Source organism: Streptomyces sp. NBC_01176, assembly GCF_045039825.1.
Classification (GTDB): domain Bacteria; phylum Actinomycetota; class Actinomycetes; order Streptomycetales; family Streptomycetaceae; genus Streptomyces.
The window spans coordinates 9,001,684-9,026,622 of the sequence record NZ_CP108600.1; the positions used below are offsets into that span (position 1 = coordinate 9,001,684).

27 protein-coding genes are annotated in these 24,939 nt (G+C 72.0%); 15 read left to right on the plus strand and 12 right to left on the minus strand.

Translation table 11 applies throughout. The features are described 5' to 3' along the window. Window positions 1-29 precede the first annotated feature (29 nt). From OG199_RS39145 to OG199_RS39155, 3 genes are all read left to right on the plus strand, one after another. Window positions 30-1,352, plus strand: coding sequence for an aldehyde dehydrogenase family protein (locus tag OG199_RS39145; protein WP_405833613.1), 1,323 nt, complete (start codon window positions 30-32; stop codon window positions 1,350-1,352). Window positions 1,353-1,476: 124 nt separating this feature from the next. After that, entirely contained in the window at window positions 1,477-1,875 is a 399-nt protein-coding gene (locus tag OG199_RS39150) for a DUF4440 domain-containing protein (protein WP_405833615.1), read from the plus strand. Between the two features lie 142 nt (window positions 1,876-2,017). Continuing rightward, on the plus strand, window positions 2,018-2,941 hold the full coding sequence (locus tag OG199_RS39155; protein WP_405833617.1) for an aldo/keto reductase: 924 nt from the start codon (window positions 2,018-2,020) through the stop codon (window positions 2,939-2,941). Window positions 2,942-3,068: 127 nt separating this feature from the next. On the opposite strand, the gene OG199_RS39160 is transcribed toward OG199_RS39155, so the two are convergent. The 3 genes from OG199_RS39160 to OG199_RS39170 all read right to left on the minus strand — a co-directional run bounded on the left by OG199_RS39160 (window position 3,069) and on the right by OG199_RS39170 (window position 5,635). Further along, a complete protein-coding gene (locus OG199_RS39160) occupies window positions 3,069-3,779 on the minus strand; it encodes a dienelactone hydrolase family protein (protein WP_356800755.1) in 711 nt (236 codons plus the stop codon). A gap of 73 nt (window positions 3,780-3,852) precedes the next feature. Continuing rightward, complete coding sequence (locus OG199_RS39165; protein ID WP_405833619.1) at window positions 3,853-4,905, minus strand: sodium-dependent transporter; 1,053 nt, start codon at window positions 4,903-4,905, stop codon at window positions 3,853-3,855. Then, window positions 4,859-5,635 carry a phosphatase PAP2 family protein gene (locus OG199_RS39170; RefSeq protein WP_356800757.1) on the minus strand — a complete coding sequence of 259 codons (777 nt, stop codon included), beginning with the start codon at window positions 5,633-5,635 and terminating at the stop codon, window positions 4,859-4,861. The genes OG199_RS39165 and OG199_RS39170 overlap by 47 nt, the downstream gene beginning before the upstream one ends. A 296-nt stretch (window positions 5,636-5,931) precedes the next feature. Here OG199_RS39170 and OG199_RS39175 point away from each other — a divergent pair, with 296 nt between their 5' ends. Both OG199_RS39175 and OG199_RS39180 read left to right on the plus strand, forming a co-directional pair. Further along, entirely contained in the window at window positions 5,932-6,324 is a 393-nt protein-coding gene (locus OG199_RS39175) for a VOC family protein (RefSeq protein WP_356800758.1), read from the plus strand. Window positions 6,325-6,399: 75 nt separating this feature from the next. Then, window positions 6,400-7,470: an adenosine deaminase gene (locus tag OG199_RS39180; protein WP_356800759.1), complete on the plus strand. Its 1,071-nt coding sequence runs from the start codon at window positions 6,400-6,402 to the stop codon at window positions 7,468-7,470. On the opposite strand, the gene OG199_RS39185 is transcribed toward OG199_RS39180, so the two are convergent. The 3 genes from OG199_RS39185 to OG199_RS39195 form a co-directional block, all read right to left on the minus strand. Next, window positions 7,452-7,967 (minus strand): DinB family protein, encoded by a 516-nt coding sequence (locus OG199_RS39185; protein ID WP_405833622.1) that lies wholly within the window; start codon window positions 7,965-7,967, stop codon window positions 7,452-7,454. The genes OG199_RS39180 and OG199_RS39185 overlap by 19 nt on opposite strands. Window positions 7,968-8,105: 138 nt before the next feature. Next, on the minus strand, window positions 8,106-8,945 hold the full coding sequence (locus OG199_RS39190) for a DUF1206 domain-containing protein (RefSeq protein WP_405833624.1): 840 nt from the start codon (window positions 8,943-8,945) through the stop codon (window positions 8,106-8,108). Window positions 8,946-9,146: 201 nt separating this feature from the next. Further along, on the minus strand, window positions 9,147-10,040 hold the full coding sequence (locus OG199_RS39195; protein ID WP_401809481.1) for a LysR family transcriptional regulator: 894 nt from the start codon (window positions 10,038-10,040) through the stop codon (window positions 9,147-9,149). Window positions 10,041-10,167: 127 nt separating this feature from the next. On the opposite strand from OG199_RS39195, the gene mgrA reads away from it, so the two are divergent. Next, on the plus strand, window positions 10,168-11,157 hold the full coding sequence (mgrA, locus tag OG199_RS39200; RefSeq protein WP_266696571.1) for an L-glyceraldehyde 3-phosphate reductase: 990 nt from the start codon (window positions 10,168-10,170) through the stop codon (window positions 11,155-11,157). 33 nt (window positions 11,158-11,190) lie between these two features. Here the strand turns inward: mgrA and OG199_RS39205 are convergent, their stop codons facing one another. Then, window positions 11,191-12,180 (minus strand): oxidoreductase, encoded by a 990-nt coding sequence (locus OG199_RS39205; protein WP_405833626.1) that lies wholly within the window; start codon window positions 12,178-12,180, stop codon window positions 11,191-11,193. 102 nt (window positions 12,181-12,282) lie between these two features. Here OG199_RS39205 and OG199_RS39210 point away from each other — a divergent pair, with 102 nt between their 5' ends. Next, window positions 12,283-13,212, plus strand: a complete 930-nt coding sequence (locus tag OG199_RS39210) for an AraC family transcriptional regulator (protein WP_401809486.1) — start codon at window positions 12,283-12,285, stop codon at window positions 13,210-13,212. 239 nt (window positions 13,213-13,451) lie between these two features. On the opposite strand, the gene OG199_RS39215 is transcribed toward OG199_RS39210, so the two are convergent. Beyond that, the gene (locus OG199_RS39215) at window positions 13,452-13,829 is read right to left on the minus strand and encodes a nuclear transport factor 2 family protein (protein ID WP_405833629.1); all 378 of its coding nucleotides are present in this window, start codon (window positions 13,827-13,829) and stop codon (window positions 13,452-13,454) included. 383 nt (window positions 13,830-14,212) lie between these two features. On the opposite strand from OG199_RS39215, the gene OG199_RS39220 reads away from it, so the two are divergent. Next, on the plus strand, window positions 14,213-14,623 hold the full coding sequence (locus OG199_RS39220) for a hypothetical protein (protein ID WP_168526199.1): 411 nt from the start codon (window positions 14,213-14,215) through the stop codon (window positions 14,621-14,623). 80 nt (window positions 14,624-14,703) lie between these two features. Here OG199_RS39220 and OG199_RS39225 read toward each other — a convergent pair whose 3' ends face one another. The 3 genes from OG199_RS39225 to OG199_RS39235 form a co-directional block, all read right to left on the minus strand. Further along, window positions 14,704-15,132, minus strand: coding sequence for a PRC-barrel domain-containing protein (locus tag OG199_RS39225; RefSeq protein ID WP_356800766.1), 429 nt, complete (start codon window positions 15,130-15,132; stop codon window positions 14,704-14,706). After that, complete coding sequence (locus OG199_RS39230) at window positions 15,129-15,707, minus strand: PRC-barrel domain-containing protein (protein ID WP_401803754.1); 579 nt, start codon at window positions 15,705-15,707, stop codon at window positions 15,129-15,131. Before OG199_RS39230 ends, OG199_RS39225 begins: the two co-directional genes overlap by 4 nt. 285 nt (window positions 15,708-15,992) lie before the next feature. After that, window positions 15,993-17,186 carry a PP2C family protein-serine/threonine phosphatase gene (locus OG199_RS39235; RefSeq protein WP_405833631.1) on the minus strand — a complete coding sequence of 398 codons (1,194 nt, stop codon included), beginning with the start codon at window positions 17,184-17,186 and terminating at the stop codon, window positions 15,993-15,995. A gap of 128 nt (window positions 17,187-17,314) precedes the next feature. Here OG199_RS39235 and OG199_RS39240 point away from each other — a divergent pair, with 128 nt between their 5' ends. Together OG199_RS39240 and OG199_RS39245 are read left to right on the plus strand one after the other, a co-directional pair. Continuing rightward, window positions 17,315-17,827: a MarR family transcriptional regulator gene (locus OG199_RS39240; RefSeq protein ID WP_356800770.1), complete on the plus strand. Its 513-nt coding sequence runs from the start codon at window positions 17,315-17,317 to the stop codon at window positions 17,825-17,827. 239 nt (window positions 17,828-18,066) lie between these two features. After that, window positions 18,067-18,429 carry an STAS domain-containing protein gene (locus tag OG199_RS39245; RefSeq protein ID WP_356800771.1) on the plus strand — a complete coding sequence of 121 codons (363 nt, stop codon included), beginning with the start codon at window positions 18,067-18,069 and terminating at the stop codon, window positions 18,427-18,429. A gap of 7 nt (window positions 18,430-18,436) precedes the next feature. Here the strand turns inward: OG199_RS39245 and OG199_RS39250 are convergent, their stop codons facing one another. Beyond that, window positions 18,437-19,165 carry a MarR family winged helix-turn-helix transcriptional regulator gene (locus OG199_RS39250; RefSeq protein ID WP_405833634.1) on the minus strand — a complete coding sequence of 243 codons (729 nt, stop codon included), beginning with the start codon at window positions 19,163-19,165 and terminating at the stop codon, window positions 18,437-18,439. A gap of 270 nt (window positions 19,166-19,435) precedes the next feature. Here OG199_RS39250 and OG199_RS39255 point away from each other — a divergent pair, with 270 nt between their 5' ends. The 5 genes from OG199_RS39255 to OG199_RS39275 all read left to right on the plus strand — a co-directional run bounded on the left by OG199_RS39255 (window position 19,436) and on the right by OG199_RS39275 (window position 24,924). Continuing rightward, window positions 19,436-19,888, plus strand: a complete 453-nt coding sequence (locus OG199_RS39255; RefSeq protein WP_148008389.1) for an ATP-binding protein — start codon at window positions 19,436-19,438, stop codon at window positions 19,886-19,888. Between the two features lie 155 nt (window positions 19,889-20,043). Continuing rightward, the gene (locus OG199_RS39260; protein WP_405833636.1) at window positions 20,044-21,282 is read left to right on the plus strand and encodes a PP2C family protein-serine/threonine phosphatase; all 1,239 of its coding nucleotides are present in this window, start codon (window positions 20,044-20,046) and stop codon (window positions 21,280-21,282) included. Next, a complete protein-coding gene (locus OG199_RS39265; RefSeq protein WP_356800773.1) occupies window positions 21,279-22,925 on the plus strand; it encodes an ATP-binding protein in 1,647 nt (548 codons plus the stop codon). Before OG199_RS39260 ends, OG199_RS39265 begins: the two co-directional genes overlap by 4 nt. Further along, entirely contained in the window at window positions 22,922-23,365 is a 444-nt protein-coding gene (locus OG199_RS39270) for a response regulator (RefSeq protein WP_168526182.1), read from the plus strand. The genes OG199_RS39265 and OG199_RS39270 overlap by 4 nt, the downstream gene beginning before the upstream one ends. 113 nt (window positions 23,366-23,478) lie before the next feature. Further along, on the plus strand, window positions 23,479-24,924 hold the full coding sequence (locus tag OG199_RS39275) for a diacylglycerol kinase family protein (RefSeq protein ID WP_356800774.1): 1,446 nt from the start codon (window positions 23,479-23,481) through the stop codon (window positions 24,922-24,924). Window positions 24,925-24,939: the final 15 nt, after the last annotated feature.

Consider the following 24,939-nt stretch of genomic DNA (forward strand, 5'->3'; position numbering starts at 1 on the left):
CCCGGTCCGCTCCGACCAGCGAGGGCACCGTGACCCACCCCACCTCCGAGCAGCCCGCCGACCTCGTGGCCCGTCTGCGCGCCACCTTCCGCTCCGGCCGTACCAAGCCCGTCGAGTGGCGCACGGCGCAGCTGCGCGGACTGCGCGAGATGCTCACCGCGCACGGCGACGACCTCGCGCGAGCGCTCCACGCCGATCTCGGCAAGAGCTCCACGGAGGCCCACCGCACCGAGATCGACTTCACCGTCCGGGAGATCGACCACACCCTGGAACACCTCGACGCGTGGCTGCGCCCCCAGGCCGCTCCGGTCCCGGCGCACCTCGGCGCGGACGCGACCGCGTGGACGCGGTTCGACCCGCTGGGCGTCGTCCTGGTCATCGCTCCCTGGAACTACCCCGTCCAGCTCCTGCTGACGCCGATGCTCGGCGCGCTGGCCGCGGGCAACACGGTCGTCGTCAAGCCCAGCGAGCTCGCCCCCGCCACCTCGGCGGTCCTCGCACGGCTGCTGCCCCGGTACCTCGACACCGATGCCGTCGCGGTCGTCGAGGGCGCCGTCGAGGAGACCACCGCGCTGCTGGCAGAGCGTTTCGACCACATCTTCTACACCGGCAACGGCACCGTCGGCCGCATCGTGATGCGGGCCGCCGCCGAGCACCTCACCCCGGTCGCGCTCGAACTGGGCGGAAAATCCCCGGCCTTCGTCGACCGCGGCACCGACCTGGGCGTCGTCGCCGACCGGCTCGCCCGCGGCAAGTTCCTGAACGCCGGTCAGACCTGCGTCGCGCCCGACTACGTCCTCACCGACCCGGAGACCGCCCGCGCGCTGGAGCCCGAACTCGTCCGTGCCGTCGAGGAACTCTTCGGCACCGAACCGCGGCAGTCCACCGAGTACGGGCGGATCGTCAACGAGCGCCACTTCGACCGGCTCAGCTCCCTGCTCGACTCCGGCCGCACCGTCACGGGCGGCACCGGCGACCGTGCCACCAAGTACCTCGCGCCGACCGTGCTGGCGGACGTCGACCCCGAGGCACCTGTCATGCGCGAGGAGATCTTCGGCCCGATCCTGCCGATCGTCACGGTGTCGGGACTGGACGAGGCCGTCGACTTCATCAACGACCGCGACAAGCCGCTGGCCCTGTACGCCTTCACCGAGTCGGACACCACCCGGGAGCGGCTGGCCGCCGAGACCTCGTCCGGAGGCCTCGGCCTCGGACTGCCGCTCGCCCATCTGACCGTCTCCGACCTGCCGTTCGGCGGGGTCGGCGAGAGCGGCATGGGCAGCTACCACGGCCGCTACTCCATCGAGACCTTCAGCCACCGCAAGGCGGTACTCGAGAAGCCGCTGAGCTGAGGCGGGCACGGTTCCCGCCGATCGGCGGCCCTGTCGACCCCGGCCGGGCCGCGCCGACTCCGCACCGGGCAGCGGTTCCCGCGTGACCATACGGAGTCACGCGGGCCCGTGTTACCGTCGCGCCGTGTCCCAGAGCGAGATCGACTTGGTGACCGCCGAATTCTTCGGCGCCTTCGACAACCGGGGCGGCAGGACCGCCGACCTGGATCGTCTCCGTCGACTGGTCCTCCCCGGCGGGGTGATCGTCAAGACGGGCCCGGACTTCACCGTCCAGACGGTGGAGGAGTTCATCGCGCCTCGCCGGACGTTGCTGGGCGACGGCCGGCTGGTCGAGTTCTCCGAGTGGGAGACCTCCGAACGGACCGACATCGCCGGCGATGTCGCCTCGCGGTTCGGCGAGTACCGCAAGTCCGGGATCCTGGACGGCGAGCCGTTCGAGGGCGGCGGGGTCAAGACCATCCAGTTCGTCCGTACCTCCGCCGGTTGGCGCATCTCGGCCTTCGCCTGGTACGACCACCCCTGACCGCCGTGGCGTGGGGAGTCGGGCCGGACCCGGCGGTCGCCGGGGCACCGGTACGGGTTCCCGCGGCGGGACGTTCTCGCGGGCCCGGTCGTCTCACGGTTCGCCGACGTGGCCTCGTACGACCGTATGCGAAACTGCCACGATGACCTCAGAGATGATCAGCGCGGCGGCCGCGGGTGCCTGGAGACTCGGAGATCTCGACGTCAACCGCATCGGGTTCGGTGCCATGCGGCTCACGGGCAGCGCGGCCTTCCATCTGGGTACGCCGAGCGACCGTGAGCGCTCGATCGCCGTGTTGCGGCGGGCGATCGAGCTAGGTGTCAACCACATCGACACCGCCGCCTTCTACTTCTCGTCTCTGCGCTCCGCGAACGAGCTGATCAACAGTGCGTTGTCCCCGTACGCCGACGATCTGGTGATCGTCACGAAGGTGGGCCCGTACCGCGACTACGCGGGGGAGTGGGGGACCGCCGCCCGGCCGGACCAACTGCGGTCCCATGTCGAGGAGAACCTGCGCCAGCTCGGGCGCGACCACCTCGACGTGGTGAACCTGCGCCGGATGGGGCAGGACTCGATCGCCGAGCACTTCGGTGCGCTCGCCGAACTGCGCGACGCGGGCCTGATCCGGCATCTCGGTGTCTCCGACGTCGAAGGGCGGCACCTGGCGGAGGCACGGGCCATCGCGCCCGTGGTGTGCGTGCAGAACCGGTACGGCCTCGGCTCCGCACAACCCGGGACCGACGAGGTGCTGCGGATCTGCGGGGAACTGGGCGTCGCGTTCGTGCCGTTCTTCGCGATCGCCGGCAAGGGCGGTGCGCGGGGCCCCGGCGGTGCGGACGGTTCGCACGACAGGGCCGGCGCCGAGGTGCTCGACGTCGCGCGAGCCCATGGCGCCACCGCCGCGCAGGTGCGTCTGGCGTGGACGCTGCGGCAGGGACCGCACGTACTGGCCATCCCCGGCACCGGCAACCCGGACCACCTCACCGAGAACGTCGCCGCGGGCGCGCTCCGGCTCACCGACGACGAGATGGCCCGGCTGGACGGGGTCCACCGGTCGGGGGAGTGAGACCGGCGGCCCGCCCGCCGTCGTGCCGAGCCACTCGCGGTACGGGCGGCGGGGCCGGCTGGACCGAGGCGGCCGGCCCCGGTCCAGGTCCAGGTCTCCCCGGCCCGTGCCGTCGCGACCGGAGGGCTCAGCCCAGCCGCGCGTGCAGGAAGGACAGCGTGCTCTCCCACGCGCGCTCGGCCGACTCGGCGTCGTACGTCTCGGGGCGGCCGTCGTTGAAGAAGGCGTGGTTGGCGGGGTAGAGACGGAGGTCCGGGGTGATGCCGGACTGCCGCTGGACCACCTCGCTCAACTGCTCCAGGTTCTCCTTGGGGATGCTGGTGTCGAGCTCGCCGTAGTGGCCGAGGATCTCCGCCTTGAGGCCCGAGAAGTCGGGCATGTCACCCTGGATGACGCCGTAGAACGGCACCGCCGCGCTGACCCGCGGGTCCGCCGCGGCCAGGTACAGGACGAAGCCGCCGCCCATGCAGAAGCCGACCGCGCCCACCGTGTCCGAGGTGACCTCGGGCAGGCCGAGCAGATGGTCGACCGCGCCGGAGAGCAGTTCGACACCTCGCGCCACGGGCAGTTCCTGCATCATCCGGAAGGCCTCCCCGCTGTCGTGGGCGACATTGCCGCCGTACAGGTCGGGTGCGAGGGCGACGAAGCCCTCCGCGGCCAGCCGGTCGGCGACCTGGGCGATGTGATCGGTCAGGCCCCACCACTCCTGGATGACGATCACACCCGGCCCCTGACCGGACGGCGGCAACGCCAGATAGCCGTGGGCGGTCGTTCCGGCGCTGGGGAAGGTCACGTTCTGACGGGCCGGGGCTCCGGTCGGCTTCGGCAGCTCGGACATGGCACTCAACTCCTGTAAGGACAGCGCTCGTCAAGGGGCCGGCGGAACCGGTCCCGGATCACTGCCAACGATGTCATGGGCGGGCGCGCTTCCCGGCCCCGGCCCGCACGACGCGGCCCGCGGCCACCTTCTGCAGCAGGCCGTAGGCCAGCACCGGCAGCAGGACGTGGGGCCGGTCGGGCAGCGCCGTGGTGATGAGGACCGCGCTCGCGCTGCTGTTGTTCATCCCGCAGGCCAGCGTCACCGAGGCACTCGCCGAAGTGTCCAGGCGCAGCAGCCGGGCGGTGATCCGGCCCAGGCCGAACGACAGCCCGCACACGAGGGCGGCGACGACCAGTGCGGCCGCCATCAGCACCGGCTCCGGACGGGCGACGAAGGGGCCGAGGACGCCGCTGGCGTTGATGTACGTCAGCAGCAGCGAGCCGAGCAGGGAGGCGGGAGGTGCCGCGCCGAGCAGCAGGCGCAGGAGGCGATCGGGCAGCACGAGGCGGGACAGGATCCCGGCACCGCACGGGAGCAGGACCCCGGTCAGCGCGAAGCCGTGCCCGGCGGTCCGGGCGGCGCCCGCCAGCGCTTCCGCGTAGCCGCCGCGCAGCAGGGGACACAGGGCCGTCATGGTGACCGGGATCGTGAGCGGGCCGGCGATCGTGGACGCCAGCACGAGGCCGACGGTGGTCGGCTGGTCGGCCTCGCCTCTGCTCGTCCACACGGTGGCGCCGGCCGCCACGGGCATCGAGACGATCATGATCATCGCCGCGATCAGTCCGCTGCCGCCGTCGCTGTCCGGGGTCCGGTGCAGCGCGTAGGCCACTCCCGGGATGATCAGCAGGGGTGCGACCAGGTGGAGGACGAGGCCGGTCAGCAGCGCGGTGGGCCGGGTGAGCAGGGCCCGCAGTTCGTGGACCGGTACCTGGAGGCCGGCGGTGAACAGCACCAGGGACAGCAGGAAGTGCGGGGCCCGTAAGGCGACCTCGAGGATTCCGCCGTCGCCGAGCGTGTGCGGGCGGCGCAGCCACAGACCCGGCGCCGACACGGTCGCGGCGGCGAGGTAGGCGGCCCCGACGGCCCAGCCGAGGTGGCTACGGAGGAGGCCGAGGGGGGATCTCACGGCGAGGGTGGGGCTCATCGCGGCGCTCTTCCGTCGTCAGGGCATCGGGGCGGGGACGGAGCGCCGATATGTCGAAGTGCCTGGGCGGGACGAAGCGGGCGAGGACGTAGACGGTGAGGCTCAGCCAGCACAGGCTGAACAGCCAGCCGCCCAGGACGTCGGAGAACCAGTGGACGCCCAGATAGACCCGGGTCAGCCCGACGAGCACGGACCAGCAGCCGACGACCAGGGCGAGCGGCCGTCCGCCGCGCGGGGCCCGCGACAGCAGCGCGAGGATCAGCAGCCCGCCGCTGACGGCGGACGTGGTGGTGTGACCCGAGGGGAAGGACCAGCCGGAGGCGTGCGTGGCCCACTCCGCGACCGCGGGACGGGGACGGGCGACCAGGGTCATCACGGCGTACCGCACGGCCTGGGCGGCGGCGAGGCAGCCGAGACAGGCGAGGGCGCGGAGGATCCGCTCCCGCGCCGTGCGCCCCACGACGACACCGGCCAGTACGACCAGGGCGTACGGCACGAGACCCGTCCCGGTGTACGTGACCGCGCGGGCCAGGGCCAGGGCGACGGCCGGGCGGTGGCCGGCCGACCAGGTGCCGAGGGCGTCGTCGCCGAACAGCGTGCCGCCGTCCCGGCCGGTGACGACCAGGGTGAGCAGCACGAAGGCGACCAGGCTCCCCACCGCGGTCGATCCCGCGAGGTCGGCCGTGTCCGCGCGCTTCACGAGGGCGCCCCGGGAACGCCGACCGCCCACGCGGGCACGGTGCGCGGCGCTGCGGACATGGTGCGAGGTCCCTTCCTTGGTGGGGCGCGGAGACGCGGGAGGAGGCCGTCCGTGCCGGCTGCCCGCGCCGACGGTGAACCCGTGGACGGTCTACATAACTGTAGACGCAAGAGGGGCGGGGATCGTTCCCGGCGGGGCCGAATGAGCCGGCGCGCCCTTCCGGACGCGCGCCGACGGTGGTCCGCGCGGTCGGGCGGGACGAGGGCGGGGCGGGATGTCGTACCCTACGTGTTACGTATAACCCACGCATCCCCGGAGAGGCCCTGATGAGACGCATCGCCCTGGTCACCCTCGTCGTCGACGACTACGACGAGGCGATCCGCTTCTACACCGAAGCACTCGGGTTCCGGTTGGCCGAGGACGAGTCCCGGCCCGACGGCTCCCGTTGGGTCGTCGTCGAGCCGGGCACGGAGGGCGCCGGCAGCGGACTGCTCCTGGCCCGGGCCAAGAACGAGTCACAGGGCGCCCGGGTCGGCGACCAGACCGGGGGCCGCGTGGGCTTCTTCCTCCACACCGACGACTTCGCCCGCGACCACGCGCGCATGCGTGCCGCCGGAGTGACCTTCCTGGAGGAGCCGCGCCACGAGGCGTACGGCTCGGTCGTCGTCTTCCAGGACCTGTACGGAAACCGCTGGGACCTTCTCCAGCCCGCCGGGTAGTGGCCCGGCTTCCCCCCCCCGTACCGCCGTACCGCCCCATCGCCCAGAACCGACCTGCCGAGGAAACAGACACGCATGACCGCGCCCCGCATCGACATCGACACCATCCGCCGTCTTCCCAAGGCGGTGCTGCACGACCATCTCGACGGCGGTCTGCGCCCTGACACCCTCGTGGAACTCGCCGCGACCGTCGGTCACACGCTGCCCACCACCGACCCGCGCGCGCTCGCCGCCTGGTACTACGAGGCCGCCAACTCCGGTGACCTGGTGCGCTACATAGCCACCTTCGAGCACACCCTCGCCGTGATGCAGACCCGCGAGGGCCTGCTGCGCACCGCCGAGGAGTACGTGCTCGACCTGGCCGAGGACGGCGTCGTCTACGGCGAGGTCAGGTACGCGCCCGAGCTGATGGTGAACGGTGGGCTGACCCTGCCCGAGGTCGTCGAGACCGTGCAGGAGGGCCTCGCCGCCGGTATGGCCAAGGCCGCCGCCGCGGGCACCCCGGTCCGGGTCGGCACGCTGCTGTGCGGGATGCGCATGTTCGACCGCACCCGCGAGATCGCCGACCTCGCGGTGGCGTTCCGCGACAGCGGGGTCGTCGGTTTCGACATCGCCGGCGCCGAGGACGGCTTCCCGCCCGCCGACCACCTGGCCGCGTTCGAGCATCTGCGCCGTGAGAGCGTGCCCTTCACCATCCACGCGGGCGAGGCCCACGGACTGCCCAGCATCCACCAGGCACTCCAGGTCTGCGGTGCCCAGCGCGTCGGCCACGGCGTACGCATCACCGAGGACATCGTCGACGGCAAGCTCGGCCGCCTCGCGGGCTGGGTCCGCGACCGTCGCATCGCCCTGGAGATGTGCCCCACCTCCAACCTCCAGACGGGTGCGGCCACCTCGATCGCCGACCACCCCATCACCGCGCTGCGGGACCTCGGCTTCCGTGTCACCCTCAACACCGACAACCGGCTGGTCTCGGGCACGACCATGACCCGCGAGATGGCGCTGCTGGTCGAGGAGGCGGGCTGGACCGTCGAGGATCTGCGCACGGTCACGGTGAACGCCCTCAAGAGCGCGTTCCTCCCGTTCGACGAGCGTACGGCGCTCATCCGGGACGTCGTCCTGCCCGGTTACGAAGCCGCGCTCTGAAGGAGTCCGCGGACGTAGGCGGCCTGGCCGACATGCTGCAGATCGTCGGCCAGGACGCTCACCAGCCGTACCCCGAGGGTGACCGCCGGAGTCCAGCGCTCGTCCACGACACGGTCGAGATCCGCGGCGGTCAGCCCGCGCAGGAAGGCCAGGGTCTGGTCATGTACGGCGTCGTAGTACCCGAGCAGCAGCTCGCCCGACTCCACCCGGACCTCGGCCACCTTCCGGGGGGTGTGACCGTACCCCGTGTCCTCGCGGGGCAGATCGAGCCCGAACCGCTTCTCCCAGCCCTGCGTCAGCCAGACCTGGTCGAGCCCGGAGGCATCGGCGATGTGGTCGTCCTGGACCCGGGTGAGATGCCACACCAGCCATGACACGGAGTTGGTGTCCTGTGCGGGACGCGCGTTGAGGGTCTCCGGGGGGAGTCCCTCGACGGCGGCGTGGACGTCTTCCTGGATACGGCCGAACGCGTCGACGAGGATGTCCTTTGCATGCATGCGTCCACCATGGCGCATCCCGCCGTCCCCTGCGCCCGGAAACAGGTTCCCGGGTGATCCCGCGACACCCGGGCCCCTGACGCAGAAAGGGTGGGTGCGCGGAGCCCGCGCACCCACCCGTACCGCCAGACGTCGCTCTCAGACCCTGCGCCAGCGGGCCATGGCGAAGGAGAACAGGCCGAAGAGGACGAGCCCGACCGCGACGCACACCAGCAGCCACGGTCCCGCCGGGGTGTCGGCGAACGACCGGATCGTGTTGTCCAGCCCCTTGGCCTTGTCGGGCTCGAACTCGACCGCCGCGCGGATGGCGAAGCCACCCGCCACGGCGAACACCAGCCCGCGCGCCGCGCCGCCGCCCACTCCGGTGACGTCCACCAGCTTTCGGGTCCGCGCCGACATCTCGCCGAGCTTCATCTTCTTGTGGAACTTGCGCAGGACGGCCCGGGTGCCGATCCACACGCCCGCCACCACGATGCCGGCCCCGGCCGCGCCCACGATCCACTGCCCCGCGGGCAGGCCGAGGACCTTCGCCGTCACGTCCTGGGACTGCCGGTCGCTGGATCCGCTCCCGCTGCCCCGCGAGCCCGCCGCGAACGACAGCACGGAGTAGGCGGTGAAGGAGTAGAAGACGCACCGGCCGGCCGCCAGCAACCGCTTCTTGGCCTTGCCGCCGTCCTGCCCCACGGAACCGAAGACCGCCTCGGACAGGCGCCACAGCGCCATGCCCACCAGCCCGATGCCCAGCGCCCACAGCAGCACGGCACCGAAGGGCTTCTGCGCGATCTCGGCGAGCGCGCCGCCGCGGTCCGCCTGTTTGCCGCTGTCACCGAAGGCGATCTGCAACGCCAGCGCGCCGACCAGCAGATAGATCACGCCCCGCGCGGTCAGTCCGGCCCTGGCGGCGTACTCCGTCACCGGGCCCCGCGCCGCGCGCCGGGCCTCGATCCGTCCGGTCCGTGTCGTCGTACTCGCGTTCATGTAGACCTCCCGGAGTCCGGTTGCCCCCGCTCCGGGATGCCACACGCACGCCGACGGCGTGACCGGGGTCGAAGTGCAGATGTCGAGATGCCTGACAGAGCGCGCGGGTTCGTGCCCGGTCGGCGCCGGTCCGTCAGCGGCCGTCCGCCGGTGCCGGTCCGCCGGCGTCCGTCGGCGTCCGCCCGTGTGCGTCAGTGTCCGTCAGCGGTCGGCCTCGGACGAGTCGAGCAGGACCATCAGGGCGCGGGCCGCCGGGCTGGTGGCATCGGGCGGCGGAAGCATGGCGACGGTCTCGTACGGCACGTCGCCCGCGCCCTTCAACGGGAGCGAGGTGAGGCCGCCGGCCTCACGCTTGAGACCGAAGTGCCGTGGTACCACGGCGATACCGAGGCCCGCGTCGACGAGCTCCAGGAGACTGTGCACGTCGCTGACCTCGAGTGTCACGGTCCGCTGGACACCCGCCGCGGCGAAGGCCGCGTCGGTGATGCGGCGCGGCCCCCAGTCGGGATGGAAGTCGACGAACGCCTCGCCGCCCAGTTCCTCCGGCGTGACCACCGCGGCGGTCGCGAGGTGGTGCGTCGGATGACAGAGCACCGTCATCGGCTCGCTCGTCAGTGGGACGGAACGCAGCTGGTCGCTGTCCGGCTGCGTCCTCACCGCGAAGGCCAGGTCGAGCCGCCCGGCCGCGACCTCCTCGGCGAGCGCGCCGGAGCCCGCCTGCCGCAACCGGATCTCGACATCGGGATGGCGCCGCCGGAACGCGGTGAGGAGCCGGGCCACGTGCACTCCGGCGATGCACTGCTCGGTGCCGAGCGAGAGCGTGCCCCGCAGCAGGCCCTGGACGGCCGCCACGGCGTCGTGGGCCGCGCGGACCTGGGCCAGCACCCGCTCCGCCTCGCCGAGCAGGGCACGACCGGCCTCCGTGAGCGTGACCCGCCGGGTGGTGCGTACGAACAACGGGGCCTGGAGCTCGCGCTCCAGGGCACGGATCGAGGACGACAGCCCCGACTGCGACACCATCAGGCGCTCGGCCGCTCGGGTGAAGTGCTGGTCCTCCGCGACGGCGACGAAGTGCTGGAGGTGGCGCAGTTCCATGGGGCACAAGCGTACTGGCCGATTGAGAGTCCCGGTCGCTGAATCCGATCCGATTCTCCCGTTGGACCTCTGCACCGTGCGCGCGCGAGAGTGGGGATCTGTTTTCCCGGCCTTCCAGGAGCACGCGTTGTACACCGCACACCCCGACCGCTACGCGGACATGCCCTACCGGCGCACCGGACGCAGCGGCCTGAAACTTCCCGCGCTGTCCCTCGGTCTGTGGCACAACTTCGGCCCCGACCGGCCGGTGGAGACCCAGCGCGCGATCCTGCGCCGCGCGTTCGACCTCGGTGTCACCCACTTCGACCTGGCCAACAACTACGGTCCGCCGCCCGGCGCCGCCGAGTCGGCCCTCGGTGACGCCCTGAAGGCCGACTTCGCGCCCTACCGCGACGAACTGGTCATCTCGACGAAGGCCGGATACCTGATGTGGCCCGGCCCGTACGGCGAATGGGGCTCGCGCAAGTACCTGCTGTCCTCGCTCGACCAGAGCCTGGCCCGGATGGGCCTGGACTACGTGGACATCTTCTACTCGCACCGCCCCGACCCGCAGACCCCCTTCGAGGAGACGATGGGGGCCCTGCACTCGGCGGTCCAGCAGGGCAAGGCCCTCTACGTCGGCGTGTCCAACTACTCGCCGGAGGAGACCCGGGAGGCCGCCCGCATCCTCGGCGAGCTGGGCACCCCGCTCCTCATCCACCAGCCGCGCTACTCGATGCTCGACCGCCGTCCCGAGGACGGGCTCCTGGACACGCTGGACGAGCTCCAGGTCGGTTCCATCGCCTACTCCCCGCTGGAGCAGGGCCTGCTCACCAGCCGTTACCTCGACGGCATCCCGGAGGGTTCGCGCGCCGCGAGCGACAGCCCCTTCCTGAGCGCCGACACGGTCACCGAGGACCTCGTGGGGCAGCTGCGCGCCCTCGCCGAGATCGCCGAGGCCCGCGGTCAGTCCCTGGCGCAGATGGCCCTGGCCTGGGTGCTGCGCGGCGGTCGGGTGACCTCCGCCCTCATCGGCGCGAGCAGCACCCAGCAGTTGGAGGACAGCGTGACGGCCACCCGCGCGCTGGACTTCGACGACGAGGAACTGGCCCGGATCGACGCGATCATCAAGGCGTGACGCGCGTGCCGGCCGGGCCCCGGGTCCGGCCGGTCAGGCCGTGAGGCGCTCGCTGAGGTCCCAGAGGCGGTCGGCCGCGACCGGGTCGACGGCGTAGGGCACGACGCCGGGCTTCGGCGTCCTGTTCCTGAGCGTCCACGCGCGGCCCTCCTCCAGTGACATCGGGGGCGCGATGTCACTGTTCTCGCAGTAGACCCCGCCCCTCCCCTCCAGCAGGGGGCTGGTCGCGCACCACACGCTGGTGGCCGCCCCCTGCTCGACGGTCTTGAGCTGCCGCTCCGGGTCCAGGACCGTCCGGCCGTCCGCGTCGAGGACACCGGCCGCCCTCAGGTCCTCCTCGGCGAGGTACTTCTTCAGGTTGGTGTCGACGATGCTGCCCGGGTGCAGCGAGTAGGCGTGGATCCCGTCCGCGCTGCCCCGCTCGTCGAGCGCGAGCGCGAAGAGGATGTTCGCCGTCTTCGACTGTCCGTAGGCGACCCAGCGGTCGTACGCGCGGTGCTCGAAGTGCGGGTCGTCGAAGAGGACGGGCGAGAACCGGTGGCCCCAGGAGGACACCGACACGACCCGGGCCCCGTGCGCCCGGCGCAGCGCCGGCCGCAGACGTGCCACCAGCTGGAAGTGGCCGAGGTGGTTCGTGGCGAACTGCACCTCGTAGCCCCGGGCGTCCCGGGTCAGCGGGGTCGCCATGACGCCCGCGCTGTTCACGAGGATGTGCAGGGGACGGCCGGAGGCGAGGAAACGCTCGGCGAAGTCGTCGATCGAGGCGGGGTCCAGCAGATCCATGGTCGCGATCTCGACGCCGTCGATCCCCTTCAGCGCGGCTTCGGCCCTCTCGGTGTCCCGCGCCGGGACGACGACCTCGGCGCCCGCGGCACGCAGGACGCGCGCGGTCTCCAGACCGATGCCGGAATAGCCTCCGGTGACGACGGCGACCTTGCCGGTCAGATCGATTCCCTTGATGACGTCCTCGGCGGTGGAGGCGGCGTCGAAGCCGGAGTACAGGGGTACTTGGGCGGTGGTCATGTGGCTCGTGTCTCCTTGTCTGTGCCTTCCCGACCACCGTAGGACCGGCCGTCCGTACGATGAATGCTTGAGAGTCCGCATAACTTGCGCGATAGTACGGATATGCCTGTCGACCCGCTCTCCGACACCCTCGGCCTGATGGATGCCCGCTGCATCGTCTCCGGCGGCTTCACCGCCGGTGGTGACTGGGCGCTGCGCTTCCCCCGGCCCGACCGGCTCAAGATCACCGCGGTGGTGAAGGGGAGCATGTGGGTGGCCGTCGAGGGCATGCCGGACGCCGTCCGGCTGGAGCGCGGCGACGTCGCCGTGTTCGACGGCAGCCGGGCGTTCGTGGTCGCGAGCGATCCCACGCCGGCCCCGGTGGACGCGACGAGGCTCTTCGCCGACACACCCGGGCCGATGATCCGCTACGGCGGTGGCGAGGACGTCGTCTTCATCGGCGGCCATGTCGAACTGGGCCGGGCTGGCGAGGAGTTGCTGCTGCACGCCCTGCCGCCGCTGCTGCATGTGCGGGCCGCCGCGGAGGAGGCCCCCGTGCTGCGCTGGCTGCTCGACCAGTTGCTGGGTGAACTCACGGGCGGCCGGGCAGGTGCCGACTTCGCGGCCGACCAGCTCGCCCAGCTGATGTTCGTCCAGGTGCTGCGCGCCTATCTCGCGGACGCCGACGCCCTGCCCGCCGGCAGGCTGCGGGCCCTCGCCGACGAGCGCATCTCCCCGGCGCTGCGCCTCATGCACGCGGACCCGGCGCGTCCCTGGCAGCTGGAGGAACTGGCCAGGGCGGCGGCCATGTCCCGCACCAGCTTCGCCCAGCGGTTCCGGACGGTGGCCGGTGTCCCGCCCCTGACCTACCTGCTGGACTGGCGCATGAGCCTGGCCAGACGTGCGCTGCGGGACGGTGAGACGTCCGTGTCGGCCCTCGCGCAGAAGGTGGGCTACACCTCCGAGAGTGCGTTCAGCAACGCCTTCAAGCGGACGACCGGCGTCGCTCCGAGGCGCTACCGGGATGTCGCGCGGGCGGCCCTCACGGGCTGAGGCGCTCCTCCGGGCGGACCGCGGACCGCGCAGGTCCAGCCGCCCGTGCCCGGGCTCCCGCGCGGTACCTCGGTGAAGTGCCGGTTCATCCCGCCCGTCCCGCCTCCCGTGCTCATGTGGTCCGCCGCTCCCGGTGAGTGCCCTGTTCAGGAGGCCACCGGAAGCGGCGGAGCTCGTCGCGGCCCGTGCGGTCCGAAGGAGGACACCCGCCCGCGCGGTCCGAGGAAGGAATCGCCGGCCTACGCGGGCACGCGGTCCAGGAATCCGTGCACGTCGCGGATCCGGCCGTCGTCGTTCAGGGTGATCACGTCGAATCCGGCGACGGGAGCCGAACCGTCCCTCTCGTCGACCAGTTCCCAGCCGAACCGGGCGATGTCGTGGTGCCCGTCGATCGTCCCCGCGAGCCGGAAGGTGAACCCCGGGAACTGTTCGTGCGCCGCCGAGATCACGGCGGCGATCCCCTCGTGCCCGCGCACGTCGGCCAGCGGATCGGTGTAGCGGCCGTCGGCGCTCCAGGCGGCGGCGACCGCCTTGGTGAGCGCGTCCGGCTCGGCCGCGTTCCAGGCCTCCAGGTAGCGGACGACGGCGGATTCGTAACGGTCGGTGCTCTCGGACATGGCTGATCGGCCTCCGGCGAAGGGGATACGGACTGGTCGAGGGCCGGATGCGGAGGTGCGGTGGCGCGCCGTCATCCGGTACCGGAACCATGCCCGGCGGCCCCTGAAGGCGTCGATTACCTCCCGGGTAAGGGCGCCCGGTCGCGTTTCGGCCAAAGGGGTAGGTGAATATGCCAAGAGACTGGCTGGAATGGCATGGTGACAGAGTGTCAGGAGTGGCGATACTCGATAAGGAGGGCGATTCAGCCACGCCCGAGTGCAGCACCACTGTGTACCACGGATGCCCGGTACGACCGTCGACCACGGACGAGCCGCGTGCAGTGAACGAGCCGCAGGGAAAGTGAGGACGGCCCGGCAGCGAGCGTTGCAATGGGGGAGCGATCGTGCACGACGAATTCCTGTGCCATGTCACCGCATACGGAGTGTGCGGGGGGAGACGCGTCGGCGTCCCCCTGGGAACATACCGCGCGCCCACCCTGGCGCTTGCCCTGTGGTGGATGCGGGACCGCGCCTCGTGGATGGCCGAACGGCTCGACCCGCAGCCCGAGGACCCGACCTTCCCGCCGAACTCGATCGCCCCGGTCTCGGACACCGTCCCGGACGTGCCCAGCATGCTGCGCGCCTGGTGCGGGGACAGTGGTCAACAGGAGCTTGTCGCCGAGGAGCTGGCCGCCGGGAAGCTCGTCCGCATCGCCACGAGCGACGACACCACGGAGTACGAACTGCTCGCCGAATCCGTGGACGCGCTGCGCATGCAGCGGACCGCCGCCGTACTCGGCACCTCCGCCGCCTGACCGTCCGGCGCCCGGTTCGCGCCGCACCGAGGACCGTCACCGGCACCGACCTCGCCGGATCTCCGGTGCGTCGAGAGGTCTCAGCCCGTGCGCACGACGAGGGCGTAGTCCCCGAGCCCGATCAGAAGCTCACCGGGAAACTCGCCGGACGTCGTGTGGATCCCCTCGATCCGCCCGGTGGCGGGGTCGAAGGCGATGTCCCGCACGGTCCCGCGTTCGTCGCCGCTCTCGGTCAGGACCCGCGCGCCGAGGGCTTCGCGATGCGGCGGAGCCGTCGGCGGCGGGGTGTCCAGCACGGTCTCCGAACGCACCAGGACGGCGTCGGGACCGACCGCGTGCAACACGTCCCAGGCGAGCGAGGTCGCCTTGCGGCCGCGGGCCCGCGCGATCCGCAGCCGGCTGACCAGCCCGGCCTCGGCGTCGATCGTGAGCGACTTGACGACACCGATCTCGGTCGCCTCCCCGAGGGTGACGACCGGCAGTCCGTTGATCTCGGAGAACAGCGTCACGGTGTCTCCCCCGTCGCGTGGAACGCGTCGACCTGGGCGGCGAAACCGGCCAGGTCGTCGGCGACGAAACGGGTCGCGTCCGCGGGAATGACGAGCGCCTGCCCGGACACGGCGAGGGTCTCGCCCCGGGGGACGAACACCTTGCGGCGACGGCGTCCCGAACCGGACTTCGGCGTCTCGCGGGCGGCGATCCGGAAGCCCACCACACGTCCGCTGGTGCCCGCCTCCACGACGAGGTCCAGTACGGTGCCGACCTCGGTGCCCGCGTCCGTGAGCACCTTGGCGCCCACCACCCGGCCGTGCGCGGCCTCGCCCCGCGCGACCACCGTGGCCGGTTCGGCGAGGACCTCGCGGCCGCGGATCATGACGGCGTCGTGGCCGACCGAGTGCACCGCGCTCCAGGGCAGGCTCAGCTTCAGCGGTCCCGCCAGCAGACCCCGGCCGCTGAGCGTGAATCCGGTGACGCGCCCCGCCGGCCCGTCGAAGACGGTGTCCTTGATCTGCGCGACCACATCACCCCCCAGGGTGACCACCGGTCGTCCGCCCAGGCTGCGCGCGGCGGTCAGCTCGCTCATCGCACGTCCCGCTTCCCGAACCGACGCCCACGCTGCACGGCGATGACGGTCCCCGACCGCCTGCTCCTCTGCACCCAGACCACCGTCGCGCCCAGCAGCGCCAAGGCCGCGACCACGACGACCGGCCACATCCACCAGACCATCGTCCACCTCCGGACTTCCGGGCCGGCCGTGGTCGACCGGATTCGGCTCCGACCGGGTGCCCCGGCAGGACCGGACAATGCCCCGTGCGGGGATTCCCTCCCGGACGACAGGCGTACCACCGGCCGCGGGGGACGACCCCGCTCAGCCGGTCTGCGGCCCGCTCCCTTCGCGGCGCTGCCTGCCGAACCAGTCGAGACAGACGATCAACGCGTCGTCCAGCGGCTCGGTGACGCGGTAGCCGGCCAGCTCGTCGAGGACGGCACGCGGTACGTCGGCCGCGGGCAGCAGGGCCGTGGCGGTCACCGCCCGGGCCAGCGCCCGTTCCCCGAAGGCCTCTCCGAGCGGGGACAGGGCGTCGTAGACACCGTCACTGACCACCAGCAGCCGGTCGCCGGGCAGGACGGCGAACTCCTGCGGCAGATAGTCGGACTCCTCGAACATGCCGAGCGGCAGCTGTGCCTCGAGTTCGATCCGTTCGACGGCCGTCCCCCGTCTGCGCCACAGCCGGGGCGAGCCGGCGTCCACGGCGAGCACCCTGCCGGTGGCGAGGTCGAACGACAGGAGCAGCGCCGAGACGTGCTGGTCGCCGTGGTGCTGTGCGTAGATCGCCTGGTCGGCGAGCCTGGCCTGATCGGCCACCGGGAGGTCGGCGCGGCGGGCGTTGCGCAGGGAGCCGACGGCCAGCTGGGTCAGCAGGGAGGCGTGGATGCCGTCCCCCATGCCGTTGAGGATGGAGAGGGAGAGCCGGTCCGCGTCCGAGGACCAGTCGAAGTTGTCCCCGCGCACCGCGTACGCGGGCTCCAGCTGCGCGCCGATGGAGAACTCCTCGCGGGCGCTGGCCCGGCCGGGGAGCAGCTCCCACTGCATCTCGGCGGCCAGGGTCAGCCGGCCGACCCGGCGCGCCTGCCGGTAGACGTCGGTGTCGCGTTCGGCCACGACGATCTCGTGGCCCAGCAGCTCGGCCACCTGAGCGAGCTCGTCGGTCACCTCGACGCCCACGGACCCCGGCGGCAGCCGCACCGTGAGCACACCGAGGCGCTCGCCGCGGGCGGTGACGGGCAGGTGGAGCCGCAGGTACTCCCCGTGCCGGGGGTGTTCCTCGTGCGGTGCCTGGCTCCCGAACGCCCGGCCCTCGGCGCTGTTGTGCAGGGAGACGGCGCGCGAGGGGTCGCCGGGTGCCTCGACCGGCTGGAGCACGGTCAGTCCGTAGTCCGCCATGAGCAGATCGGCGCCGGTCGCTCCCCAGACGTCCGTCAGGAGAGTGCGCAGAGTGTCGAGCAGCGCGTGCGGAGGGGTCGCGCGCAGGGCTCGGTCGACGTCGTTCACAGAGGTCACGGTCGTGGTGGCTTTCTCGTGCGGTTCTCGTGCGGGTCGTGTGGTGGGTGCGGAGGGCCGGGCGGGGAGACCGGCCGGGTGGGCCGTCATGGCTGGCGAAGCCCCTCAGGAGATGACAAGGTGGTTCGGTGCCGCGCTCGATCCGTCCACCCGTGTCCCGAGACGATGCCGCGCAGACGCTGGACGCCGTCGCGGAACTTCTCGAACTTCTGTGGGGCCGAGGGCAGGAGGCCGCGCCGTCCGGCCCGGTGCCGCCCTCACAGCTACGGGCCCTGATCGTGATCGAGCAGGGCGGTTCGATGAATCTTCGCTCGCTCGGCGACGCACTGGCCTCGCGCCCCTCCTCGGTCAGCCGTCTGTGTGACCGGATGGAGGCCGTCGGGCTGATCCGCAGGGCGCCGAGCACGACGAGCAGGCGCGAGGTCGAGGTCGTGCTGAGTCCGCTCGGGGAGCAGGTGCTGCGCGAACTCCGTGACCACCGCGCGCGCGAGGTGCGGGCCGTCCTGGAGCAGATGTCGTCGGCGGACGTCGCCCGGCTCACCGAGGGGCTCGAAGCGTTCCGGGTGACCGCGCTGGACCAGCTCGACGAGCGGGGCGGCGGCTCCGGCCGGGAGCCGGGGCGCGCGACCGGTACCGGTTAGGTTCCTTTGCGTACCGGTTAGCTCCATCAGAGGTCCCTCCACCGCGACGACCAGCCCCCAGGGACGCCTGACTCGGGGTCACAGGGGGACCAGATTGTTGCCTGACAGCAATTGTTGTCAAATGACAACGATCGGATACGGTGGGACCTGGCGCAGCTCCCTCGCGGCGCTGCGGTGTACTGCCCCGTGCGCGTATTCCTCTATACACGCACGTTCCGACGACATCCCGAAGGATCGCTGTGCATTCAGGCCGGAGTCCAGGTCAGGCGGCCCTTTCGCTGTCCACGCGCGAGGTCGGCCCGGCAACCGTGATCGCGGTCGCCGGGGAGGCCGATCTCGACAACGTGGGAAGCCTCGGCGCCGCCCTCGACGCGGCGGCGCGGACACCCGAGGGGCCGGTGGTCCTCGACCTGGCCGAGCTGACCTTCGCGGACTCGACCACGATCAACGTCGTCCTGCGCGCCTACGGGGTTCTCGGTCCCCGGCTCAGACTCGCCGCGCTCACCCCGTTCCTGGAACGGGTGCTGGGCGTGACCGGGGTCTCGGAGGTCGTGCCGGTCTTCCGGACCGTGGCGGAGGCGCTGGAGAACGATGCGGTCTGAGAGCGGCTCACCGGGACGGACCGGGCGGCGGGCGAAGAGCCCGATGTCCGTGGGCGAGCGACGGACCGAGCGAGCGCAACGCGGCCAGCAGACCGTTCAGGTCGGCATCCGGCATCCGCAGCAGGGCGTCCCTGATCCACTCGCTGCGGTGCTCGCGCACACGGTCGAGCACGGCACGGCCGTGCCGCGTCAGGCTCAGGCCGACGCCCCTGCGGTCCGCGGCGAGAGGCGCCCGGGTCAGCAGTCCCGCCCCCTCCAGGGTGTCGCACACGCGGCTCGCCCGGGAGCGGCTGATCCGTGCCCGGTCGGCGAGCGCGGCGAGACTCAGACCGGGAGACGTGCCGACCAGGGTCAGCGCCCGCAGCAACGGTGGCGACAGCCGGCTGTCGACGGCGAGCGCCGTACGGGCGGACACGGAGACCAGCACCTCGGCCACGTCCGCCAGCTGATCGGCCGAGCGGAGCAGCACGTCGTCCCGTACCCGAGGAGGCGCGGCGTCCGCTGCCGACAGTCGCGGGGGCCGGTCGTCCGGCCCCGGGAGGAAACCCTCGTCCGGTCCCCGGGGAGTCACCCCTTCGCGGGCCTCGTGGTGTTCCTCGACGGAGTCCCCGCCACCGTCCCCGTCCGTGTCCGGTCCGCGGCGGAAGCCCCCGTGCTCGTCCGTCTCCCCGGGGGGAGCGTCGTCCGGTCCCCTCGGCGGTGCGCCGTCCCGGCCTTCGGGGGTCTGTCCATCCATCCGTCCGCACCCTTTGCTCGTACCGGAGATTCGGTGACCCGTCAGGCCCCCCGACTGGTGGCCCTGCCCGTCCGTGCCCGGATGACACCGGTACCGTGTGGGGATCGTGTGCCGAAGGGGGTGAGGGCGGCTCGCGGCGCCGGCTCCGGGCCCGGTGCGAGCCGAGTGGACATCGGGGTGAATGTGGAGGGCGCCACTGGGTATGCGCTCTTGTGCAGCGGCGTCCGGACACGCGGTCCGCGGACGTATCGGCATCCGAGAGAGAACCACATGATCGAGCACTTGGACGGAGCAGTGATACCGCCTGGCTTCGACGTGCCCGTGGACCCGCTTCGGCGAGCGGCGCACTACACCGGCGAACCGGGGTGCATCGCCGACGCACGCGCCTTCGCGGAACTGTTCCTCGAACAGCTCCGGTCGGAGTGGTGTGCCGAGATCGACGCGCGGGCCGACGGCGACCTCCTGCTGGTCGTGAGCGAGCTGGTCACCAACGCGGACCGGCACAGCCACGGGCCCTACATCCTGGAGCTGGAGGGGACCGACGTCTCCGTGACGGTCACGGTCTACGACAGCAGCGCCACCCTGCCCCGGCGCTATCCGCGTGATCCGCAGCGCATCGGGCGGCACGGACTGGAGATCGTTCACGCGCTGGCGACGGAGGTGACCGTCGGGCGCGTTCCGGTCGGCAAGTGCGTCAAGGCACAGCTCGACCTGCGCCGTTGACCCGGCCGCCCGCGCAGCGGGGACGGACCCGGGCCGACGGCACGGCAGGGGGCGGCGGGGCCGTCGAGTCGACCGCCCCGGGCATGGACCGGGGCGGAATGCCAGTAGGCTCGCCACAGTCGATGGTCGGCGTCGGTCACTCAAGGGGGACGAACGTGGCGGAGCGCACGCCGCGGATCAATGAACGTACCGCGGTACCGCGCCAGGTGAGCTCCGACCCCCGCTGGGGCCTGGATGCCACCGCGGCGCTGCTGCTCGTCGAGGACGATGCCGGTGACGCCCTGCTGGTACGGGAAGTACTGGCCGACAGCGGTCTGCCGATGGACGTCACCTGGTGCAAGTCCCTGGCCGAGGCGCGGGCGTTTCTGCAGGCATCGAAGCACGCGGTGTGCGTGCTGCTGGACCTGCACCTGCCCGACACCCATGGACTGAGCGCGGTGCGGCTGGTGCGCGACGCCTCACCGGACGCGGCCGTGGTGGTACTGACCGGCCTCGCCGAGAACGAGGCGGGTCTCGCCGCGGTGGCGGAAGGCGCCCAGGACTTCCTCTCCAAGGACGGCCTGAACCCGGAGGAGCTGAGCCGGGCGGTCCGGTACGCCCTCCAGCGCAAGCAGGTGGAGCGGTCGAGCGCCGAACTCCAGGCGAGCAGGCTGCTGGCACAGGAGAACGCCCGGCTGGAGCGAGGGCTGCTGCCCACGCCCCTGCTGCGCGGCGATCGGTGCCAGGTCGCCTCCCGCTACAGCCCGGGACGCGACCACGCGCTGCTGGGCGGCGACTTCTTCGACGTCGTGGAGAGCGAGGACGGCACGGTGCACGCGGTGATCGGGGACGTCTCCGGCCACGGCGCCGCCGAAGCGGCCCTCGGCGTCTGTCTGCGCGTGGCCTGGCGGGCCGCCGTGCTCTCCGGATGCGTCGGGCCGCCCCAGGTCCGCCTCCTGGAGGAGATCCTCGAGGCCGAGCGCGCCGAGGACTACATCTTCGCCACCCTCACCATCCTCAGACTGTCCAGGGACCACAGCCGGCTGACCGTGATCCGTGCCGGTCACCCGGGGCTGCTCGTCCGCACCGCGCAGGGCATCGAACTGTTCGAACCGCCGGTGGGACCCGCGCTGGGGCTGGTCCCGGGCGGGGCGTACTGGCCGGAGACCGAGCTGCCCGCGCACGACATCAGCGCGGTGACGCTGTTCACCGACGGACTCTTCGAGGGCGTCGTGGGACCGGACCGGCGGCTGGGTGAGGAAGGACTGCTCGAGGTGGCGAGGAAACACATGGACCTGCACGGCCGTCCGTTCGTCGACGCGGTGGTCGAGGACGTCGCGGCGCAGAGCACGTTCCACGGAGGACTCGCCGACGACGTGGCGGTCCTGCACCTGGCGACGGACGGCGGCTCGTGACCCGTACCCCAGGGACCCCCGGGCCCGCCGACGACTCCGCGACGGGCCGGACCAGCGGAGTCGCCCGGCTGACCGTGCAGGGCTGGATCCACGTCGTACTGGCCGTCAACGTGCTGCTGGTGATCGTCTTCGCGGTCTCCGGTGGAATTCTCCAGGCCCGTGCCGACGACCGCACCGACCTGCTCACCGACCTCATCCAGCCCGCCCGTTCCACCGCTTTCCAGCTGGAGACCTCGCTGGTGGACCAGGAGACGGGCGTACGCGGCTACGTGCTGAGCAAGGACACCAGCTTCCTGGAGCCCTACGAGTCCGGGGTGCGCGACGAGGCCACACTGCGCGTCCGTCTGGGCACGCTGCTCACCGGCCAGCCCCGGATCGCGGCTGACCTGCGCGCGGTGCAGCGGGCGGGCGACACCTGGCGCCGCGACTACGCCAGGCCCCTGATCGAGTCGGTCCGTACGGGCGGTCGCGGCGCGCCCGGACTGGAGGCCAGCAAGGCCCAGTTCGACGAGACCCGGAAGCTGCTCTCCACCATGGAGACGCACCTCGGGCAGCTGCGCGACCGGACCCGCGCGTCGGCGGAGGAAAGCCGGCAGTCCCGCAACCTCTTCTTCGGCGGCACGCTCGCCGCCTTCCTGGCGAGCGGACTGGCACTGACCCTGCTGCTGCACCGCATCGTCGGACGGCCGCTGAGGACCCTGGAAGCGGCCTCGGTCGACGTCAGCGGCGGAGCGTTCGAGCGTACGATCCGGCTCGACGGGCCACGGGACCTGGAGGCGGTGGCACGGGCCGTCGAGGAGATGCGCCGCCGCATCGTCGAGGAGCTCTCCGCCTCCATGGCCCGCGAGACGCTCCTGGAACAGCGGACCGCGGAACTCGACGCCCAGGCGCTGGAGCTGAAGCGCTCCAACGCGGAACTGGAGCAGTTCGCCTACGTCGCCTCCCACGACCTGCAGGAACCCCTGCGCAAGGTCGCGTCCTTCTGCCAGCTCCTGGAGAAGCGCTACGGCGACCAACTGGACGACCGCGCCAAGCAGTACATCGACTTCGCCGTCGACGGGGCCAAGCGCATGCAGACCCTCATCAACGACCTGCTGACCTTCTCCCGGGTCGGCCGCGTGGGCGAGAAGCTGGTGCCGGTCGCGCTCGACGACGTACTGGACCGGGCACTGGCCAACCTCAGCGTGGCCCTGGACGAGACCGACGCCCGTGTCGTGCGCGAGGGACCGCTGCCCACCGTGACGGGCGACGCGACCACCCTGACGATGCTCTGGCAGAACCTGATCGGCAACGCCGTGAAGTTCCGCGAACCCGGGCGGGTACCCGAGATCGTCGTCCACTGCGACGCGGCGGACGGGGAGTGGCGGCTGGGGGTGCGCGACAACGGGATAGGCATCGACTCCGAGTTCAGGGAGAAGGTCTTCGTCATCTTCCAGCGGCTGCACGGCCGTGACGAGTACGACGGCACGGGGATCGGGCTTGCCGTCTGCCGGAAGATCGTCGAGCATCACGGTGGCACCATCACCCTGGACGGCGCCGCGGGCGAGGGTACGGACGTGTCCTTCACCCTGCCCATGGCGCGGCCCGAACCCGATCCTCGGGTCGACGAACCAGCGCGCCCACCCGAAGGAGTACGCACGTGACCACCCGCGTCGAACCCATCCAGGTCCTGCTCGTCGAGGACGATCCCGGCGACGAGCTCATGACCCGTGAGGCGTTCGAGGACAACAAGATCCGCAACGCCCTGCACGTCGTACGGGACGGCGAGGAGGCCCTCGACTTCCTGTACCGCGTCAACCAGTACGTGGACGCGCCGCGGCCCGACCTGATCCTGCTCGACCTCAACCTGCCCAAGTACGACGGGCGCCAGGTGCTGGAGCGCATCAAGTCGGACAGTGAGCTGGCGCACATTCCCGTCGTGGTCCTCACCACCTCCTCCGCCGAGGAGGACATCCTGCGCAGCTACAAACTGCACGCCAACGCCTATGTCACCAAGCCGGTCGACCTCGACCAGTTCATCGCCGCCGTCCGGCAGATCGACGACTTCTTCGTGTCCGTGGTGAAGCTGCCGAAGAGCTCCTGACCACCGCCGTACCCGCGCGTCCATGAACGGGCGAAGTCGGGGAACAGGGACAGGGGCGGCACCAACCTTGCCGACCAGCAGATCAGTTGCCGAGACGCGAGGGTGGGCTTCCCATGAGAAGGCGCAGGACAGGGCGACGAACGGGCGCCGGGACGGCCCGCCTGCCGAACGTGGAGTCCCTGCTGCGGGCCGGGCCCTCCGGGTGGCGGCGGACCGTGGCGGGCGGCCTTCTGTGGGGCGGCGCCGCCGCGGCCCTCGGCGCGTCCGGGGACCGGACCGCGCGCCGGGCGGCCCTGCGGGGCATCGGCACCGTCGCGATCGCCTCGGCCGTGACCCGCGCCGTCGCCCGCCCCGCGGTGCGCAAGGCGCAGCCGCTGGACGCGGCCGGCCGGATCGCCTCCGCGGCCGCCTTCGCGGCGGGAGTACTGCTCGAAGCACCCCGGTACGGCCTCTTCGTGGTGCCCGGCGCCGCCGCGCTGACCGCGGCACGGATGCGCGCCGAGGTCCGTCACCCGGGCGACGTGGCCGTGGGGGTCGCGATAGGCGCCGGTGCCGCCGCCCTGACCGCCCGCTGGTGGCCGGTCAAGCCGGAGGCCGCCGCCGCCGCGGCGCCGCCGCGCCGCCCCGCGCCCGCACTGCCCGGCGGCGCCGGGCTGCACATCGTGGTCAACGCGGCCTCGGGCCTGTCGTGGAGCGCGGACAGTCCCGACGCGAGCGAGTATCTGCGCGCGGCGCTGCCCAAGGCCGACATCACGGTGGCCCTCCAGGGACAGGACCTCGCGGAACTCCTGGAGGAGGCCGGCCGCCGCGCGAAGGAGCAGGGCGGCGCGCTCGGCGCCTGCGGCGGTGACGGGACGATCAACGCCGCGACGGAGGTCGCCGCCCGGCTCGGCGTGCCCCTCGCGGTGTTCCCCGGCGGCACCTTCAACCACTTCGCCGTGGACCTCGGCAACCAGTCCCTGGAGGACGTGGTGGGCGCCGTGCAGGCCGGTGAGGCGGTGGTCGCGGACCTCGGGCGGGCCCGCGCGCCGGGCGGAGCGGAGCACGTGTTCCTCAACACCTTCAGCCTCGGTGTCTACTCCGAGCTGGTCGGCGCCCGCGCGAAGCTCGAGGAACGGATCGGGAAGTGGCCGGCGCTCGTGGTCGGCCTCGCGGGTGTCCTCGCCAAGGGCAACCCCGTGAACGTCTCCGTCAACGGCCGCCCCAAGCGCCTGTGGCTGCTCTTCGCGGGCAACGGCATCTATCACCCCGCCGGGTTCGCGCCCACCTACCGGACCCAGCTCGACGACGGGCTGCTGGACGTCCGCGCCGTCGACGCCGGCACCCCGCTGGCCAGGACACGTCTGCTGCTGGCGGTGCTGACCGGCACCCTGCACAACAGCCGGGTCCTCACCACCGCGCAGGTACGCAGCCTGCGCCTCGAAGCACTGCACGGCGACCCGCAGTTCTCGTACGACGGCGAGGTCACCCGCGTCGCGGCCGGCCGACTGGTACTGGACAAGCTGACCCGGGCCGTGACGCTGTACCGGCCCGCGGAGAAGGACCAGTGGCTGCGCTGACGCGTGCTCAGGGTA

Coding starts and splice junctions, on each gene's coding strand:
- OG199_RS39155 (WP_405833617.1), top strand. CDS start 2,018: ATGACCTCAGAGATGATCAGCGCGGCGGCCGCGGGTGCCTGGAGACTC.
- OG199_RS39160 (WP_356800755.1), bottom strand. CDS start 3,779: ATGTCCGAGCTGCCGAAGCCGACCGGAGCCCCGGCCCGTCAGAACGTG.
- OG199_RS39165 (WP_405833619.1), bottom strand. CDS start 4,905: ATGAGCCCCACCCTCGCCGTGAGATCCCCCCTCGGCCTCCTCCGTAGC.
- OG199_RS39175 (WP_356800758.1), top strand. CDS start 5,932: ATGAGACGCATCGCCCTGGTCACCCTCGTCGTCGACGACTACGACGAG.
- OG199_RS39180 (WP_356800759.1), top strand. CDS start 6,400: ATGACCGCGCCCCGCATCGACATCGACACCATCCGCCGTCTTCCCAAG.
- OG199_RS39185 (WP_405833622.1), bottom strand. CDS start 7,967: ATGCATGCAAAGGACATCCTCGTCGACGCGTTCGGCCGTATCCAGGAA.
- OG199_RS39190 (WP_405833624.1), bottom strand. CDS start 8,945: ATGAACGCGAGTACGACGACACGGACCGGACGGATCGAGGCCCGGCGC.
- OG199_RS39195 (WP_401809481.1), bottom strand. CDS start 10,040: ATGGAACTGCGCCACCTCCAGCACTTCGTCGCCGTCGCGGAGGACCAG.
- OG199_RS39205 (WP_405833626.1), bottom strand. CDS start 12,180: ATGACCACCGCCCAAGTACCCCTGTACTCCGGCTTCGACGCCGCCTCC.
- OG199_RS39210 (WP_401809486.1), top strand. CDS start 12,283: ATGCCTGTCGACCCGCTCTCCGACACCCTCGGCCTGATGGATGCCCGC.
- OG199_RS39215 (WP_405833629.1), bottom strand. CDS start 13,829: ATGTCCGAGAGCACCGACCGTTACGAATCCGCCGTCGTCCGCTACCTG.
- OG199_RS39230 (WP_401803754.1), bottom strand. CDS start 15,707: ATGAGCGAGCTGACCGCCGCGCGCAGCCTGGGCGGACGACCGGTGGTC.
- OG199_RS39250 (WP_405833634.1), bottom strand. CDS start 19,165: ATGGATGGACAGACCCCCGAAGGCCGGGACGGCGCACCGCCGAGGGGA.
- OG199_RS39255 (WP_148008389.1), top strand. CDS start 19,436: ATGATCGAGCACTTGGACGGAGCAGTGATACCGCCTGGCTTCGACGTG.
- OG199_RS39275 (WP_356800774.1), top strand. CDS start 23,479: ATGAGAAGGCGCAGGACAGGGCGACGAACGGGCGCCGGGACGGCCCGC.